Origin of the sequence: Belliella marina, from assembly GCF_042682445.1 — a bacterium.
GTDB classification, from domain to species: domain Bacteria; phylum Bacteroidota; class Bacteroidia; order Cytophagales; family Cyclobacteriaceae; genus Belliella; species Belliella marina.
In genome coordinates, this window is the sequence record NZ_JBHUHR010000046.1 from 454177 (window position 1) to 470279 (window position 16103).

14 protein-coding genes are annotated in these 16103 nt (G+C 40.5%); 11 read left to right on the forward strand and 3 right to left on the reverse strand.

All coding sequences use genetic code 11. The features are described from left to right. Positions 1-10: 10 nt before the first annotated feature. Positions 11-2188, reverse strand: coding sequence for a DNA helicase RecQ (gene recQ / locus ACFSKL_RS21055; protein WP_376889057.1), 2178 nt, complete (start codon positions 2186-2188; stop codon positions 11-13). 101 nt (positions 2189-2289) lie between these two features. Between recQ and ACFSKL_RS21060 the strand changes: the two genes are divergently transcribed. Next, positions 2290-3258: a KpsF/GutQ family sugar-phosphate isomerase gene (locus ACFSKL_RS21060; protein WP_376889059.1), complete on the forward strand. Its 969-nt coding sequence runs from the start codon at positions 2290-2292 to the stop codon at positions 3256-3258. Between the two features lie 6 nt (positions 3259-3264). Continuing rightward, positions 3265-4338, forward strand: a complete 1074-nt coding sequence (locus tag ACFSKL_RS21065; protein WP_376889061.1) for a mannose-1-phosphate guanylyltransferase — start codon at positions 3265-3267, stop codon at positions 4336-4338. A gap of 70 nt (positions 4339-4408) precedes the next feature. On the opposite strand, the gene ACFSKL_RS21070 is transcribed toward ACFSKL_RS21065, so the two are convergent. Then, a complete protein-coding gene (locus tag ACFSKL_RS21070; protein WP_376889063.1) occupies positions 4409-5122 on the reverse strand; it encodes a metallophosphoesterase family protein in 714 nt (237 codons plus the stop codon). 400 nt (positions 5123-5522) lie between these two features. Here ACFSKL_RS21070 and ACFSKL_RS21075 point away from each other — a divergent pair, with 400 nt between their 5' ends. Further along, entirely contained in the window at positions 5523-6107 is a 585-nt protein-coding gene (locus tag ACFSKL_RS21075; protein WP_376889065.1) for a DUF4136 domain-containing protein, read from the forward strand. A gap of 79 nt (positions 6108-6186) precedes the next feature. Here ACFSKL_RS21075 and ACFSKL_RS21080 read toward each other — a convergent pair whose 3' ends face one another. Further along, on the reverse strand, positions 6187-7827 hold the full coding sequence (locus tag ACFSKL_RS21080) for an amidohydrolase (RefSeq protein WP_376889067.1): 1641 nt from the start codon (positions 7825-7827) through the stop codon (positions 6187-6189). A gap of 52 nt (positions 7828-7879) precedes the next feature. On the opposite strand from ACFSKL_RS21080, the gene ACFSKL_RS21085 reads away from it, so the two are divergent. The 8 genes from ACFSKL_RS21085 (at position 7880) to ACFSKL_RS21120 (ending at position 15918) form a co-directional block, all read left to right on the forward strand. Next, the gene (locus ACFSKL_RS21085) at positions 7880-8353 is read left to right on the forward strand and encodes a type I restriction enzyme HsdR N-terminal domain-containing protein (protein ID WP_376889068.1); all 474 of its coding nucleotides are present in this window, start codon (positions 7880-7882) and stop codon (positions 8351-8353) included. Positions 8354-8436: 83 nt separating this feature from the next. Beyond that, entirely contained in the window at positions 8437-9147 is a 711-nt protein-coding gene (locus ACFSKL_RS21090; protein ID WP_376889070.1) for a Crp/Fnr family transcriptional regulator, read from the forward strand. A 169-nt stretch (positions 9148-9316) separates the two neighbouring features. Continuing rightward, positions 9317-9805, forward strand: a complete 489-nt coding sequence (locus ACFSKL_RS21095) for a rhodanese-like domain-containing protein (protein ID WP_376889072.1) — start codon at positions 9317-9319, stop codon at positions 9803-9805. A gap of 133 nt (positions 9806-9938) precedes the next feature. After that, on the forward strand, positions 9939-10697 hold the full coding sequence (locus tag ACFSKL_RS21100) for a DUF547 domain-containing protein (RefSeq protein ID WP_376889075.1): 759 nt from the start codon (positions 9939-9941) through the stop codon (positions 10695-10697). Next, positions 10675-12072, forward strand: a complete 1398-nt coding sequence (locus ACFSKL_RS21105) for an NAD(P)/FAD-dependent oxidoreductase (protein ID WP_376889078.1) — start codon at positions 10675-10677, stop codon at positions 12070-12072. The genes ACFSKL_RS21100 and ACFSKL_RS21105 overlap by 23 nt, the downstream gene beginning before the upstream one ends. Further along, complete coding sequence (locus ACFSKL_RS21110) at positions 12069-13613, forward strand: 4Fe-4S binding protein (protein WP_376889080.1); 1545 nt, start codon at positions 12069-12071, stop codon at positions 13611-13613. The genes ACFSKL_RS21105 and ACFSKL_RS21110 overlap by 4 nt, the downstream gene beginning before the upstream one ends. Beyond that, positions 13613-15076 carry a cellulose synthase family protein gene (locus tag ACFSKL_RS21115; protein ID WP_376889083.1) on the forward strand — a complete coding sequence of 488 codons (1464 nt, stop codon included), beginning with the start codon at positions 13613-13615 and terminating at the stop codon, positions 15074-15076. The genes ACFSKL_RS21110 and ACFSKL_RS21115 overlap by 1 nt, the downstream gene beginning before the upstream one ends. Before the next feature lie 161 nt (positions 15077-15237). After that, a complete protein-coding gene (locus ACFSKL_RS21120; RefSeq protein WP_376889142.1) occupies positions 15238-15918 on the forward strand; it encodes a glycosyltransferase family 2 protein in 681 nt (226 codons plus the stop codon). The last annotated feature ends 185 nt before the right edge of the window (positions 15919-16103 follow it).

Here is a 16103-nt window from a genome sequence, read left to right on the forward strand (position 1 = left end):
GGATTTCGGTTTAATTAGCGTGCTCTGAGATGAATTTCACCCTGTACACGCGGATTTCTTCTTCTGCAAAATCTTCATCTTCCAATTCACTCAAAGCTGCTTTGATATTATCGGATTCTGCAGTCATAAAATAATCATGGAGTATATCTTCCCTATCTTCATCCATGATATTTTCAATGTAATAGTTGATATTCAATTTGGTGCCACTATAGATGATCTGCTCTATTTCCTGGAGCAATTCAGCCATACTGATGTTGAGATTTTCAGCAATTTCGTCCAAGTCTATTTTTCTATCGACCTGTTGGATGATAGATATTTTTACTTTTGACCTGCTGCCAGCCGTTTTGACCACCACATCTGAAGCTGTCATGATGTCGTTTTCCTCTACATAGTTTTCTATCAGTTTCAGAAAAGACGACCCAAATTTAGTGACTTTTCCCATACCAACGCCATTGATTTGCGCCAATTCATCCCGGGTAGTAGGATAAACAGTCGCCATCTCTTCCAAAGAAGGGTCTTGGAAAATGACATACGGGGGTAGCCCTTTTGATTTTGCTACTTTTTTTCGTTCAGCTTTGAGCAGCTCAAATAATTTTTCATCGTAAGCCTTGGAGCCGTTCGAAATGTCTTCTGTAGATTCCTCGACAAGCATTTTTTCAAAGTCATGGTCTTTGCTCATCAGGATGCTATATGGTTCCTTGATGTAATCAAGCCCTTTTTTTGTCACTTTGATCACCCCATAGTTCTCAATGTCTTTTTCGAGGAAGTCATTGATCATTGCTTGGCGGATAATGGTCTTCCAGAGCCTTTCATCCTCTTCAATTCCAACCCCAAAAATTTTGAGCTTGTCGTGGCCGTAGCTCTTCATATAGTCATTCTGTTCACCTCTGATGACCTTGACTATATGGTCTATGTTGAACCTGTTGTTTGTCGCCTTTACAGCCTGGATGGCGTTGACTAGAAATTCCTGGCCTTCAAACTTTTCGTTGGGATGCTTACAGTTGTCACAGAAGCCGCAGTCTTTCTCCATGTATTCTCCAAAATAATGGAGCAGTGTCTTTCTTCTGCAAACGGAACTTTCAGCATAGGCAGCCATTTCTTGGAGCAATACTTTTGCGTTTTCACGCTCTGTTACAGGCTTGTCCTTGTTGAATTTGTCTAACTTGATGATGTCTTCATAGCGATAGAACATCAGACAGTGGCCTTCAAGCCCATCCCTGCCAGCTCTTCCGGTTTCCTGATAATATCCTTCCAGTGACTTCGGAACATCGTAATGGATCACATACCTTACATCCGGTTTGTCGATTCCCATACCAAATGCGATGGTTGCCACGATTACGTCCAATTCCTCATTGAGGAAATCATCTTGGTTTTTGATTCGGACACTTTGATCCAAACCGGCATGGTATGGGGCAGCATTGATCCCGTTTACTTTCAGCAATGAAGCAATCTCCTCTACTTTTTTCCTACTCAAGCAGTAGATGATCCCTGATTTTCCCTTTTGGCCCTTGATGTATTTGATGATTTGTTTTTTCGTCTCATTCTTTATTTTTGGCCTAACCTCGTAGTATAGGTTCGTTCTGTTAAAGGATGATTTGAACAGATCAGCTTCTTCCATCTGCAGGTTTCTTTGGATGTCCTGCTGGACTTTGGGGGTAGCTGTTGCTGTCAGGGCTATGATTGGAAGTTTTTCGCCAATCTGGGCAATGATGGATTTGATTCTTCGATATTCAGGGCGAAAGTCGTGGCCCCATTCTGAGATACAATGTGCTTCATCGATAGCAACAAAGCTGATGTTGGCTTCTTTCAGAAACTGGATGTTCTCTTCTTTGGTGAGTGATTCGGGGGCGACGTATAGCAGTTTGGTTTTTCCGGAGAGGACTTCCTTTTTGACTTTTGTCGTCTCGGACTTGTTCAGGGTGGAATTTAGGAAATAGGCATTGATGCCAAAAGCATTCAATTGATCCACTTGGTTTTTCATCAAGGCGATCAATGGGGATATGACAACCGCAGTACCGTCCTTGATGACCGCAGGTAGCTGATAGCAAAGGGATTTGCCTGCTCCAGTTGGCATAATCACAAAGGTATTGCTGCCTCCCAATATATTGTCAACGATGCCTTCTTGGTTTCCTCGAAACTGACTGAAGCCAAATATTTCTTTGAGATTTTCTTTTACTGTTTGATCCACTTCACAATCACATTTTAATGTTCCGCTTTTGGGTATTCATTAAACTTTAAAGGAATTCTTTTTTACCTTTGATACAAATTTAATGATAAAGCCTGTCAAAATTGAAATTAACAAAAAATATTAAAACTAGCGCTATACAAGTCCTTCAAAAGGAAGCAAATGCGCTTCAAAATCTAATAAATTTTATAGATGATGATTTTGTGGCTTGTGTCGAGGCGATTTTGGAGTCCTCAGGTAGGGTTGTGATTACAGGCATTGGCAAAAGTGCCATAGTCGCAAACAAGATAGTGGCAACGCTCAACTCCACGGGAACCCCCGCTTTATTCATGCATGCTGCAGATGCCATTCATGGTGATTTGGGAATGATCCAAAAGAATGATTTTGTGATTTGTATTTCCAAGAGTGGAAATACACCTGAGATCAAAGTGTTGGTTCCTTTACTCAAACGCTTGGGCTCAAAGTTGATAGCTTTGGTGAGTAATGTCAAAAGCTACTTGGCAGAAAATGCAGATTATGTCCTCAATGCCACGATTGATGAGGAGGCCTGTCCAAACAATTTGGCACCGACCACCAGTACTACCGTCCATATGGCGATGGGAGATGCATTGGCGGTATGTTTGCTGGAAGCGAGAGGATTTTCCCCAGAGGACTTTGCGGTGTATCACCCGGGAGGGGCATTGGGCAAGCAACTTTATTTGACCGTAGCCGATGTGATTCCGAAGAATTTGATCCCTATAGTAAAGGAAGATGCGCTCTTGACGGAGATAATAGTAGAGATAAGTAGCAAAAGACTTGGGGCAACTGCCGTAGTAGACGGAAACAAAAACCTCCTTGGAATCATCACAGACGGGGATTTGAGGAGGATGTTGATGTCGGGTGCAGATATCAATCATGTCAAAGCTGTCGAGATTATGACAAAGAACCCCAAGACCATTTCCCAGGATGAATTTGCAATTAGGGCACTCAATAGGATGAAAGAATATAATATTACACAATTGGTGGCTATGGATGGCGGAAATATTGCTGGATTTATCCATATTCATGACCTGATGAAAGAGGGTATAGTATAATTTTAGATGAAACAAAAACCTTATATAGTCATTATGGCAGGTGGGATAGGATCCCGGTTTTGGCCATACAGTAGAAACAATAGGCCCAAACAATTCTTGGATATCTTGGGAACCGGTAGGACCTTGCTCCAAATGACCTTCGACAGGTTTTTGAACATGACTGATCCCGACAGGTTTTTTGTGGTGACCAACAAACAATATTTTGATTTGGCAAAAGAGCAACTGCCTGAGATTCCTGAATCAAATATATTGAAAGAGCCCCAAAGAAGAGATACTGCAAACTGCATAGCTTACGCAAGCTATAAGATCCAACAGAAAGATGGAGATGCAAAGATAATAGTGTCGCCATCAGACCACTTGATTCTGAATGAGATAAGTTTCGTCCAAAACATGAACAAGGCAATGGTTGCCTGTGAAGAAGATGGACGCTTGATTACAATAGGGATTCAGCCCAACAGGCCGGAGACTGGGTATGGGTATATACAGTATTTTAGTAATGATAGTGATGCTCCAAAAAAAGTAAAAACTTTTACAGAAAAGCCAAATTTAAAGCTGGCAAAGACTTTCATTGAAAGTGGGGATTTTGTCTGGAATTCGGGCATGTTTGTCTGGAAAGTGCAAAGTATCATCAGGGCTTTTGAGAAATATATGCCGGAAGTATCGGAGGTTTTTGAAGAGGGGGCTGATTTTTACAATACCGAAAGGGAAAATGAATTTATCGTAAATGCTTATTCCCAAGTCAAGAATATATCAATAGATTTTGGGGTTATGGAAAAATCAGACGAAGTCTATGTTATCCTTGGTGAGTTTGGCTGGTCGGATTTGGGTTCTTGGATGAGTTTGTATGAGATCCGGGACAAAGATAGTTCAAACAATGTGGTGGAAGGAAATGCCTTGCTTTACGATACCGAAAACTGTTACGTAAAAGTCCCTTCAAACAAACTCGTTGTGGTTCAAGGCTTGGAAAACTATTTGGTAAATGAATCTGACAATGTGCTTTTGATTTGTAAACTGGATGCCGAAAAGAAATTCAGGGAGTTTGTCATCGATGCAAAGGCCAAAGGAGAAGGCTTTGTTTGATTTTTCACTAGCTGGGATTGGATCAGATTTACAAATGAAAAGGGTGTTTTAACCTTCGCTTTACTGTGGGTTACATCCTGAGATTTTCTTTCAAAGGGTTTTTCAAGAAGCCGGCATAAGGTTGGTTTGCATCCGAAATGTCTTTTGGATCGGTAGGGATGCTGATGGATTCCAAGAATGTCCCGTCTTTTTTCAGCTTGATCCCAGTTAGGCAGTTGCCCTTGTAGGCACCGGTGTCTATATTCCAGGAATTGCTTTGGCTTTGGTATTCAGGTTTGCCATCCAATAGTGGCGTATGCCCGATCACTTGAAGTTTTCCTAAGTTTATCAATGGTTTTCTGTTCCATAATACACCATCGGGATTGTCCAAATCCAACGGTGATCCTATTCCCGAAAAACCAGCATGGGAGACAACAACATGTTGGTTTTCCCAAAAGACCGGCATGGATTCCATCCAGGGAAGGTAGAAGTTGGGGTCTAGATTTTGGGCTTTGAATTGTGCCAATGCCTCCTTTCCGCCATTGTTGATCCACAGATTTGATTTGTCGGCCCCTTTGAGGTGGTTGACCATCATTTGTTCATGGTTGCCTTTTAGAAAATGGACAGAATATTTGAACACTTTTTTTGTCTCAAATGCCAATCGAACAGTCAGTGGTGAAAAATTGCCACGATCAATTAGGTCACCAAGTTGAATTAGTGTCTCGGTTTTTGGTTCCCAATGATCCAATAGCTTAAGGTATGTATGGAAACACCCATGGACATCTCCAATAATGAAAAGGGACATACAGTTTTTTTTGTTAGAATTACGCTGCTTTGCTCACGCTTCGATTTAGACGAAAGTAAACGATTTTAGCCTGAAATGAGCTTTTTTTTTGTTAAAAATTTCCATAAATATTTGATCACCAATATCCTCTATTCCATAAACAAAAAAGCTTGTGTGAAGTTAATTTGATGGAAATCTTTAGAACTTGAAATGAATTGATTAAATTAAAGACAAAATTTCATTTACATTCTATGAAATCATTGAAATCTTCTGTTGCTATTTTGGATTCTTGCAAGCCATCTAGGATAGGAGACCTACAGCCAGAGTCGGTATCGGGTTGTATGGGGACATTAGATCTTAATGTATGCTAAACTTCGTAATTACGCTTATGATTTGAATATTATAACTAAACAAATTCAACATGAAAAATCCACCAATTTTCTACCTTGTGATTCTGTTGCTTGTCACAGGGTGTTTTTCCCAAAAAGATTTTATTGCCGAATACGATTTCAATTATTCCGCCAACTTCAAGAGGTACAAGACATTTGGGTTTATTGATAATCCAGAAGGTGACGATGAAGAAGTAGTACAGATCATAAAGAGGACAATTTCCAATAGGCTTGGTTCCCAAGGGTTTAAGTTGCAGGAGGATAAGCCAGATTTGTTGGTGAATTATAAGATGTTCAGGGAAGAAGTCAAGTATCGGGGTTATGACCAGCCTAATTTTGATTATTGGTTGCAAAGAAAAGGTGCATTTGTGACTGAAGAGGATGAGGAATTGAGACCTGAAGACAAGGAAAAAGATGAGAACTACAATAAGGTGAAATACTCCCAAAACAATGGGATGTTGGTGATTTTTGTGATTGACAACAAAAAAGGGAATACAATATGGCAGGGTTATACCCCGGCAGCGTTTGACATGCTTTCGCCGGATTTGTCAACGGATCTGACCCGGGCGACCTATAAGGTAATGGATCAATTTAGAGTATTGAGCAGGGCTAGATAAGCAAAAATATCAATTACTGAAAAAATATAGATCTACCTGATAAGTAGGGGGGGTAAACCCTTCTTGTCAGGTAGATTCCTTAAAATACTTTTTCTCCACCTATGTAAGTGGCTTTGACTTTCAGGTTTCTTAATTCGTTGTGTTTGGCCGTCATCATGTCTTTTTCGAACAGAACGAAATCTGCCAATTTCCCTTTTTCTATACTCCCTTTAAGCCCCTCTTCGAAGTTCGAATATGCTGCCCATATGGTCATCCCCTTCAATGCTTCCTCCCTTTTGATCCTGTTTTCTATCTGAAATCCATCATCCGGAGAGTTGTTTGCGTCTTTTCTGGCTACAGCCGCATGGAAACCGTAGATGGGGTTGATGTTTTCTACCGGAAAATCACTCCCCAATGCCAACATGCCATTTTGTTCCAATAGATCTTTATACGCATACGCTGTTTTTATCCTAAAAGGGCCAAGTCTCTGTGCAGCCCAGTACATATCTGAAGTGGCATGGGTTGGCTGTACGGAAGGGATAATGCTGTAAGAAGCAAATTTTGAAATATCGTCTTTACTCACGACTTGGGCGTGTTCTATTCTCCAGCGAAGATCATTTTTCCCCTTGAGGTATTTGGCATAGATATCAAGCAATGTCCTGTTTGCAGAGTCTCCAATACAGTGTGTATTCATCTGGAATCCATTTTCGTACATTTTTTTTGCCAAATCATCAAAAGCTTCCGGAGTATCCAAAAGGAATCCATAATTTGAAGAATGGTCATGGTATGGCTGCAACAGCGCCGCACCCCGTGAACCCAATGCCCCGTCACCATAGATCTTAAAACTTCTGATGGTCAAGAAATCATCCTGATAGATCCCGTTTTCAAAATAATGCCGCATATTGTCTTCCGTAGGGTTTACCATTGCATAAATACGCATTTTCAAATCGCCTTCTTGATGCATCTGGTGTATGAGTTCAATTGTGCCCCTGTCCAATCCAGCGTCTACCACGGTCGTAAGCCCCACAGCAAAACAATTCTCTTGGGCTGCCAACAAGCCAACCCTGGATTCTTCTTCACTGGGATCAGGGACTTTTGAAGAAACCAGTTTGATTGCATTATCTATCAATACCCCGGTAGGCTGTCCATTCTCCAGGATTACCTTGCCGCCGATCATTTCTGTTTTGGATGTGATTCCCCCCAACTCAAGCGCTTTTTGGTTTACCAAAGCGGCATGGCCGTCTATTCTGGTAAGGAGGACAGGGGTGTCGGGGAATAGCTCGTCCAATTTGTCTTTAGTAGGGAACTCTTTGTTTTCCCATAGATTTTGATCCCAGCCTCTTCCTAAGATCCAGGGGGCTTCGGGGGTACTTTCACGGTGTTGGACTACGCGATCCATGAGCTCTTGCTCTGACTCTGCTCCCAGAAGATCTACCACCTGCAGTCCCAAACCATAGCGATAGAAATGGGCATGGGCATCAATCAGGCCTGGGTAGATGGCCTGGCCCTTAGCATCTACTATTTCAGTAGCATCGTAATTTGATAAGATGTCGGAATTGCTGCCTACAGCTACAAATATACCATCCTTCACCGCAAAGGCATTGACAATGTCAAACCCTTTCGAAACAGTATAAATCGTACCGTTGTGTACTATTAGATCCACTTGTTCTTTGTCTGTTTTGCAGGAGACCAAGCAGATGATTGTCAAGGAAAGGAAGAATAAGAGGTATGTTTTTTTCATTTGGGTGGTTTTAGGTTTATATTCTTAAGCAAAAACCCCACATCTTTGTAAGATGATGGAGCATAAGTTTTCTTTTCTTCAGGAGTCTTTGAACTTTCCGAAGTTTGAATTCAAGATCAAAGAGGAAGAGAGTGGGAAATTAAGCATTTTCGATTCACTTCGAAAGAAGTATTTGATATTGACCCCGGAAGAATGGGTAAGGCAGCATATTATCCAAGTTTTGATACAGAAATATTTGTACCCAAAGAGTCTTTTTTCTTTGGAAAAAGGTTTGAAATACAATCAGTTACAGAAGCGGTTTGATGTGCTGGTACACGATAGGAGTGGTCGCCCGTTTTTATTGGTGGAGTGTAAAGCTCCCGATGTCCGATTGACCCAAAAGACTGCTGAACAGGTGTGTGTGTACAATAAAAGCATCAATGCACCTTATATTGGGATTACAAATGGGAAGCAACATTTGTTTCTGAAATATGATGTAGAAACGGGTGGGTTTATCCAAATTAGTGAGTTGCCTTCTATTGACTAAAATGAACCCTTTTAAAGTTTTGTAGTCCTTTTTTGTTATCTTTAGCTACTTAAATTGAACCTGCAAATAATAACTTCACCGACATGATCAGAGAAAAAAGCAGTCCTTGCGAACTATGCCTCAGCAGAAAGTTTTCCATGTTTGCCGATCTCTCAGATGCACACCTATGCAATCTTTCGGACAACAAAAATTTTATTTCGCATAAAAAAGGCCAGATACTTTATTACGAAGGAACCAAACCTCTTGGCGTCTTTTGCATTAGTGCTGGCATTGTGAAAGTTTTTAAAACAGCATCAAACGGAAAAGAGCAGATCATTAGATTGGCCCAAAAAGGTGAGTTTTTGGGGTATTCTTCTATGCTGGGCGAAGAAGTATATTCAAATACAGCCACCATTGTAGAAGATGCCAAAATTTGTTTTGTTCCCAAGGAGGTCTTTTTGAAAATCCTTTTGGAAGACAATAATTTCCACAGGAGATTGACCAAAGCGCTTTGCAATGATATTGGAATCATGGAAGGAAAGTTGACAGATGCTACCCAAAAATCTATTCGCGAAAGACTTGCTTTCACTTTGTTGAAGCTGGGGGATACCTATGGAGTTGATGGCGGAGAGGGAGAGAAAATTGACATTGTGTTGACAAGGGAGGAGATTGCAGGCTTGGTGGGAACAGCAACAGAAACTGTCATCAGGTTACTTTCAGAGTTTAAGAAGGACGGGTTGATAGAGTTTGAAGGCAAAAAAATCATCGTCTTGGACAAAAAAGGGTTGGCGAGACTCAGTGATTTTTATGGGTAAAAGGAGACTTGAAAGATTCGGATGACTTGTCCGCTTTGCCCCATGCGCACAAGTGTGGAGGGTTTTAAAGTTGGGTTAACCTTAGTTATGAGGAGTTCTTGGTACATTATACTTTATACTTGACACAAAAAATCAGACACATAGGTTTGAGAATGAGACTTGTGATTATATGTATTTAAAATATCCAATTTTCTTTATTTTCTTTTTCCTTTCCAGTATGTCATTTGCCCAAAGTCTAGCCTACAAAGCATTGCTGAATGGTGTATATGAAAAGGATTTTCCTGTTGTGAAAATTGGGGAAAATGAAATATTGGGTTCAGCCATTTTTCTCGATGCGAGAGAAAAAGAGGAGTATGAAGTGAGCCATCTCAAAGGTGCGAAATGGGTAGGCCACAAAACTTTTTCATTGGATTCCCTAACAGAAATCCCAAAGGACCAGCCCGTCGTAGTTTATTGTTCCATCGGTGCGAGAAGCCAAGAAATAGGGAAGAAACTTCAGGAAGCTGGATTTACAGAAGTCTACAACCTTTATGGAGGGGTTTTTCATTGGGTCAATGAAGGCCAACCCATCTACAACAAAAGCAAAAAAACTGATTCAATACACGCCTATAGCCATTCTTGGGGGATTTGGCTGAATAAGGGGAAGAAGGTTTATTAGATTTGACCAATTGCCGTTTGTTCTCAATTCGGTATTTTTTTGTAGAGTCTTTATTCCTGAAATAAACAATTGATTTTATTTTTTGGTCATCTATCTAGCGAGTAAACACGTTTATTAAGAAAAAATAGCAATTATGAAATCCATCGTCTTTATTTTGGGTCTATTACTCTTTAATTTTTCTTGCGGAGCTTCCAATCTCGGAGCAGAAGCTACAAAAGCCCCTTCACACCAAGGGTTTGACGCACTTCTCAGAAAGCATGTCTCTCCATCCGGTGTAGTAGATTATAAAGGGTTTATAGAAGATAAAGCCAAACTGGATGATTATTGTGATTTGTTGAGCAAAAATGCTCCGGATAGAAAAACCTGGAAAAAAGAAGAACAATTGGCTTATTGGATCAATGCCTACAATGCTTTTACGATCAAACTGATTACTGACAACTATCCTGTTGAGAGTATTCAGGACTTACATCCAAAAATCAAAATTCCACTGGTCAACACCGTTTGGCATATCAAATTCTTTAAAATAGGTGGTCAGGATGCCAATTTGGATGAAATAGAACATAAGGTTTTGAGAAAGGAATTTGACGAACCACGAATTCATTTTGCCATCAATTGCGCTTCTTTTTCATGTCCTCCGCTATTGAATGAAGCTTTTGCTGCCGAAAAAGTTGATGCTCAGTTGGATAAAGTAGCGAAGAGCTTTGTCAATGATCCCAAAAGAAATAAAATCAGCGCGGATAAAATTGAAATTTCCAAGATTTTCTCTTGGTTCAAGGGTGATTTTACAAAAAATGGAAGTTTAATTGATTACCTTAACAAATATTCAAAAGTAAAAATCAACCCAAAAGCTAAAGTCTCCCACTTAGACTATGACTGGTCCCTCAACGAATAATGCGGATAGGCACGTAGTGGTCATCGGAAATGGGATTTCCGGCGTGACCTGTGCTAGAAATATTCGAAAAAAAGACTCCCAAAGCAAAATAACAATCATCTCTGGAGAAACTGCCCACTTTTTTTCCAGAACTGCCCTGATGTACATCTACATGGGACACATGAAGTATGAACACACAAAGCCGTATGAAGATTGGTTTTGGGAAAAGAATAGAATTGAACTCAAACAAGCTTGGGTCGATCAAGTTGATTTTGAAGCAAAAACGCTGATTTTTCCCGATAAGTCCCAATTGGAATATGACGTTTTGGTTTTGGCTACAGGGTCAAAACCAAACAAATTTGGCTGGAAGGGACAAGAGCTAAATGGGGTGCAAGGTTTGTATTCCATTCAGGATTTGGAGTTGATGGAAAAAAACACCGAAGACATTCATAGAGCGGTTGTGGTAGGAGGCGGGTTGATTGGGATAGAAATGGCCGAAATGCTTATGAGCAGGGATATTCCCGTTACTTTTTTGGTAAGGGAAAAGAATTTTTGGGGCAATATTCTTCCACTTGAAGAATCGAAATTGATCAATCGTCACATTTTGGAACATCATATAGATTTGAGGTTGGAGACCGAATTGGAGGAGATTATAGACGATGGAAACGGAAAGGTCAAAGCGATCAAAACAAACTCGGGAGAGATTATTCCTTGTGAATTTGTCGGTTTGACTGTTGGCGTAAGTCCTAATGTGGATTTTTTGAGGGGTGAAAAAGAATCAGTTTCAGAGAGAAAATTACTTGAAATCAATAGAGGGATTGTGGTTGATGCATATTTCAAAACAAATATTCCGGATGTTTACGCTATTGGCGATTGTGCAGAGTTCAAAAATGCGCCAGCCCCAGACCGGAAAAATATAGAACAAGTATGGTACACAGGGAGGATGCATGGAGAGACATTGGCATATAACCTCACAAATAAAAATTCAGTTTCTTACCGGCCTGGTGTTTGGTTCAATTCTGCGAAATTCTTTGATATAGAATACCAAACTTATGGGTTTGTTCCAGCTTCTTTTGGAGAAAATGAGGAGAGCATTTATTGGGAAGCAACGAATGGCAAGGCCTGCTTGAGGTTGCTTTATTCGAAATCAGACCAAAAATTGCTTGGAGTCAATGCCTTTGGATGGAGATTGAGACATGAATATTTTGATCAGGCAATCAGTAAAAGGTATTCTTTGGAAAAAGTCGTCTCTGAAATCGACAAAGCCAATTTCAACCCCGAATTTTACAAGCCATTTCATGAAGAAGTTCTGAAAAAGTACAACAAGGAATTTGGAAAAACTTTGAAGTTGCAGAAGCAGTCATTTTTCAAAAAACTAATTGGGTCGAGAGCATGAATATAATACAGCGAATTGGATTGATACTATTTGTTCTCGGATTGGCGATTTTCTCCGTTTTGCCATTTATAGGTTCGTACCAATTGGAGCAAGAAATGGTTGAAAAAGAAGTGAAGGATATTCATTTGGAGACGATGGTAGAGGTTTTGAAGCCCATGTATGGTCAATATTATGAATCAAACTTTGCGTTCATTTCAGATTTCAATAAGAACTTTGATAATTACAATGAAGAGCTCAAGGCAAATGAAGATTGGGACAATGTGATTTGGGATGATTATTCCTATCCTTTGACAAAAGCCGCATCAACAGGCCCCGTGAGTGAGAATCCTTATTTTTATCTTGCAATTACTGTATTCTTGGGCGTACTGGGAGGATTGATGTATATTTTTCCATTGTACAGAGATGAGACTGAAGGGATCAAAAACGATGGAATCTACTTTTCTTCCATGAAGGCTAGAGGGTTGTTGGGAATCATTACAGGCACATGGTTGATTGTTTTTTATATCATTTTGTATTGGTTTCCTGCCTATTTGACCAATCTGATTTTGATGGTAGATCCTTTGAGCATAGCGCTTTCGGGAAATCCTGCGAGTCAGTGGTTTTTATATGGATTTATATACACCTTGGCGATCGTCGTGATGGGGATCAGGATGTTCAGGAAATATAAAGGAAATGCATATCAGACCATCAGAACGGCTTCTGTTATGTTTTTTCAGCTGGCATTTGCTTTTCTTCTGCCCGAGATCTTGGTGCTGCTCAATATGCCATGGCACGATTTTAAGAATATTTGGCCTTTGGATTATTCATTCTTCTATGACTATAGGGTTGATGGGATGCTGAGTTCTGGGGCTCTGGGGATGTTTATGCTGGTTTGGGGGATTATTCTGATTGTATTGGGAGTTCCTATTTTTACTTATTTTTATGGCAAAAGATGGTATTGCAGTTGGGTTTGTGGATGTGGAGGATTGGCAGAGACCTTGGGAGATCCCTATCGACAATTGTCAGATAAATCCCTGAAATCATGGCAAATCGAGCGATACATGGTTCATGGGGTCTTGGTTTTTGCTGTATTGATGACAGCAGTTACGATTGCCAATTATTTCTCCGGGTTTGCTATTTTGGGAAATGCCACAGATCAACTTCATTCAGTTTATGGGTTTTTGATTGGTTCGGCTTTTGCAGGAGTGATAGGGACTGGCTTTTATCCCTTGATGGGTAACAGAGTTTGGTGTAGATTTGGCTGTCCATTGGCGGCTTATCTTGGGATTGTACAGCGGTTCAAATCAAGATTCAGAATCACAACCAATGGCGGTCAGTGCATTTCTTGTGGAAATTGCTCGACGTATTGCGAGATGGGGATAGATGTAAGATGGTATGCCCAGAGAGGTCAAAATATCGTCAGATCATCTTGTGTAGGTTGTGGAGTTTGTTCGGCAGTGTGCCCAAGAGGAGTGTTGAAATTAGAAAATGACGGTGAAGAGGGCAGAATCAATGAAATGCCAATCATCATCGGCAACAAATCCATTACTATCAAATCTTAATGATCTTATTATATTTCATCATAGGTATTTACGCCCTAGCGATGTTGTTTATTCTATTGTATAGCTTTGCGCAGGCAAATTTGCTCTATCATTTTTTCCAGTTTAGAAAAAACATCCCCAAGGCACATCAGCCTTCATGGGAAGAGCTTCCTGTGGTGACGGTGCAGCTTCCGGTTTTCAATGAAAAATATGTGGTAGAAAGATTGCTTGATGCTGCCGCAAAATTCAATTACCCCAAAGACAAACTTGAAATCCAAATTTTGGATGACAGTACAGATGAAACGGCCGGGATTGTCCAAAAATATATTCAGGATTTTCCAGAAATAGACTTTCAATATATCCATAGACAAGACCGCAGGGGGTTTAAGGCGGGTGCTTTGAAAGCTGGATTGGAAGTTGCAAAAGGTGATTTTATAGCTGTTTTTGATGCGGATTTTGTTCCTGATCCAGATTTTTTACTCCAAACGATTGGTCATTTTTCAAATGAGAAAATCGGAATGGTTCAAAGTCGTTGGACACATTTGAATGAAAGTTATTCACTGTTGACCCGGCTTCAGGCATTTGCTTTGGATGCACATTTTATGGTAGAGCAGATGGGGAGAAATCATCAAAAGGCATTTATCAATTTCAATGGGACAGGCGGAATTTGGAGGAAATCCTGTATTGTAGATGCAGGAAATTGGCATGATGATACCTTGACGGAGGACTTGGACTTAAGTTACAGAGCACAACAAAAAGGTTGGGAGTTCATTTATCGGCCAGACATCAAGTCACCTGCCGAACTTCCACCAGTGATGTCAGCCATCAAGTCCCAACAATTTCGCTGGACCAAAGGTGGGGCAGAGTGTGCAGCCAAGCATTTGAAAAATGTTTGGAAGGAGCCATTTGGATTGAGGAAAAAACTCCATGCCTCAGCACATTTGCTCAATGCGGTGATCTTTATAGCAGTGGTGATTGTGAGCTTATGTAGTATTCCACTTTGGTGGGGATTTCAGCAGGGGATGATTCCAGGAGAAGTTTTTCAGGGAGCAGCGCTATTTTTGATAGGCTTCGTGATCATCGCTTTGGTTTATTTCTTCGCAAATCTCAGTTTGGTGGATTTTTCTGCCAAAGGAATTTTGAGGTTTCTTTGGGAATTGCCAGTGTTTCTTTCTGTTTCCATGGGACTTTCCATTCACAATGCCCAAGCAGTATGGGAAGGCTTGACAGGCAAGAAATCACCCTTTATCCGCACACCGAAATATAACCTAAGCGACGACAGGCAGTCTTGGAAGCATAATATTTACCATCAGCTCAAAGTGCCAGTCACCACGTATCTGGAAGGGGGGATGGCTCTGGTGTTTCTTCTCATGGTCATTCTTTCAATTTATTTCCATACTTATGAAATGCTGGTGTTTCATGGGATGTTAGCTTTAGGGTTTACGCTGGTGAGTGTAGAGTCTTTTAGAAGTTATAGGATTTGAATTGGTGTTTTGTAGAGATGAAATTTATTGATATTGAGTGGATATTAGGATGTTTTTGAAATAGAGTATTAGATGAAAAAAACTTCGGTAAAAACCTGCATCATTTCCAAAACCCATTGAATTAACTTTAAGCCATTAAACAATAAAATCTTTTGTCCAATATAAAAATAGACGTAATAATTCCAGCTTTCAATGAAGAAAACTCCATTGGTAAAGTGATCAACGACATCCCTGAGTTGGTTAGAAATGTTGTCGTGGTCAATAACCGGTCAACCGATCAGACCAGGGAAATAGCTCAAAATGCAGGGGCCATTGTCTTGGATGAGCCGCAGATGGGGTATGGGAAAGCTTGCTTGACCGGGATGGACTTCATCTCAAAACAGGAAGAGCTTCCTGATATCTTGGTGTTTTTGGATGGGGATTATTCGGATTATCCAGAGCAGTTGTTGGATTTGATAAAGCCGATCATGGAAGGTAATTATGACATGGTGATTGGATCCAGGGCATTGGGAAATAGGGAAAGTGGTTCGATGACAATCCCCCAGGTTTTTGGCAATTGGCTTGCTACCTCATTGATGCGCTTGATTTATAAAACTTCATACACTGACCTGGGGCCATTTCGAGCCATCAAATGGGATAAATTGACAGCCTTGGGGATGGTGGACCAAAACTATGGATGGACTATAGAGATGCAGATCAAAGCGGCAAAGTCCGGGTATAAAACCACTGAGGTTCCTGTTGACTACAAAAAACGCATCGGTATTTCGAAAGTCAGTGGTACAGTGAAAGGTGTGTTTGGTGCTGGGTATAAAATACTTTGGACAATTTATAAGTATTGGTAAATCGAAGAGGGCAATTGGCTTGCCATGGGGGAATAGCCCTCCGGTTCAAGTCTTCAGACTTGGGCCTACCAGGGAAATTGCTTTTAACAATCTCGGAACGAAGGATTCCCATTTTAGGTTGATTCTTTTGGTCTGTGGGGGCACATACCAAGGTAATGCTCGAAGATTTTTTGCTAAAAGCGATT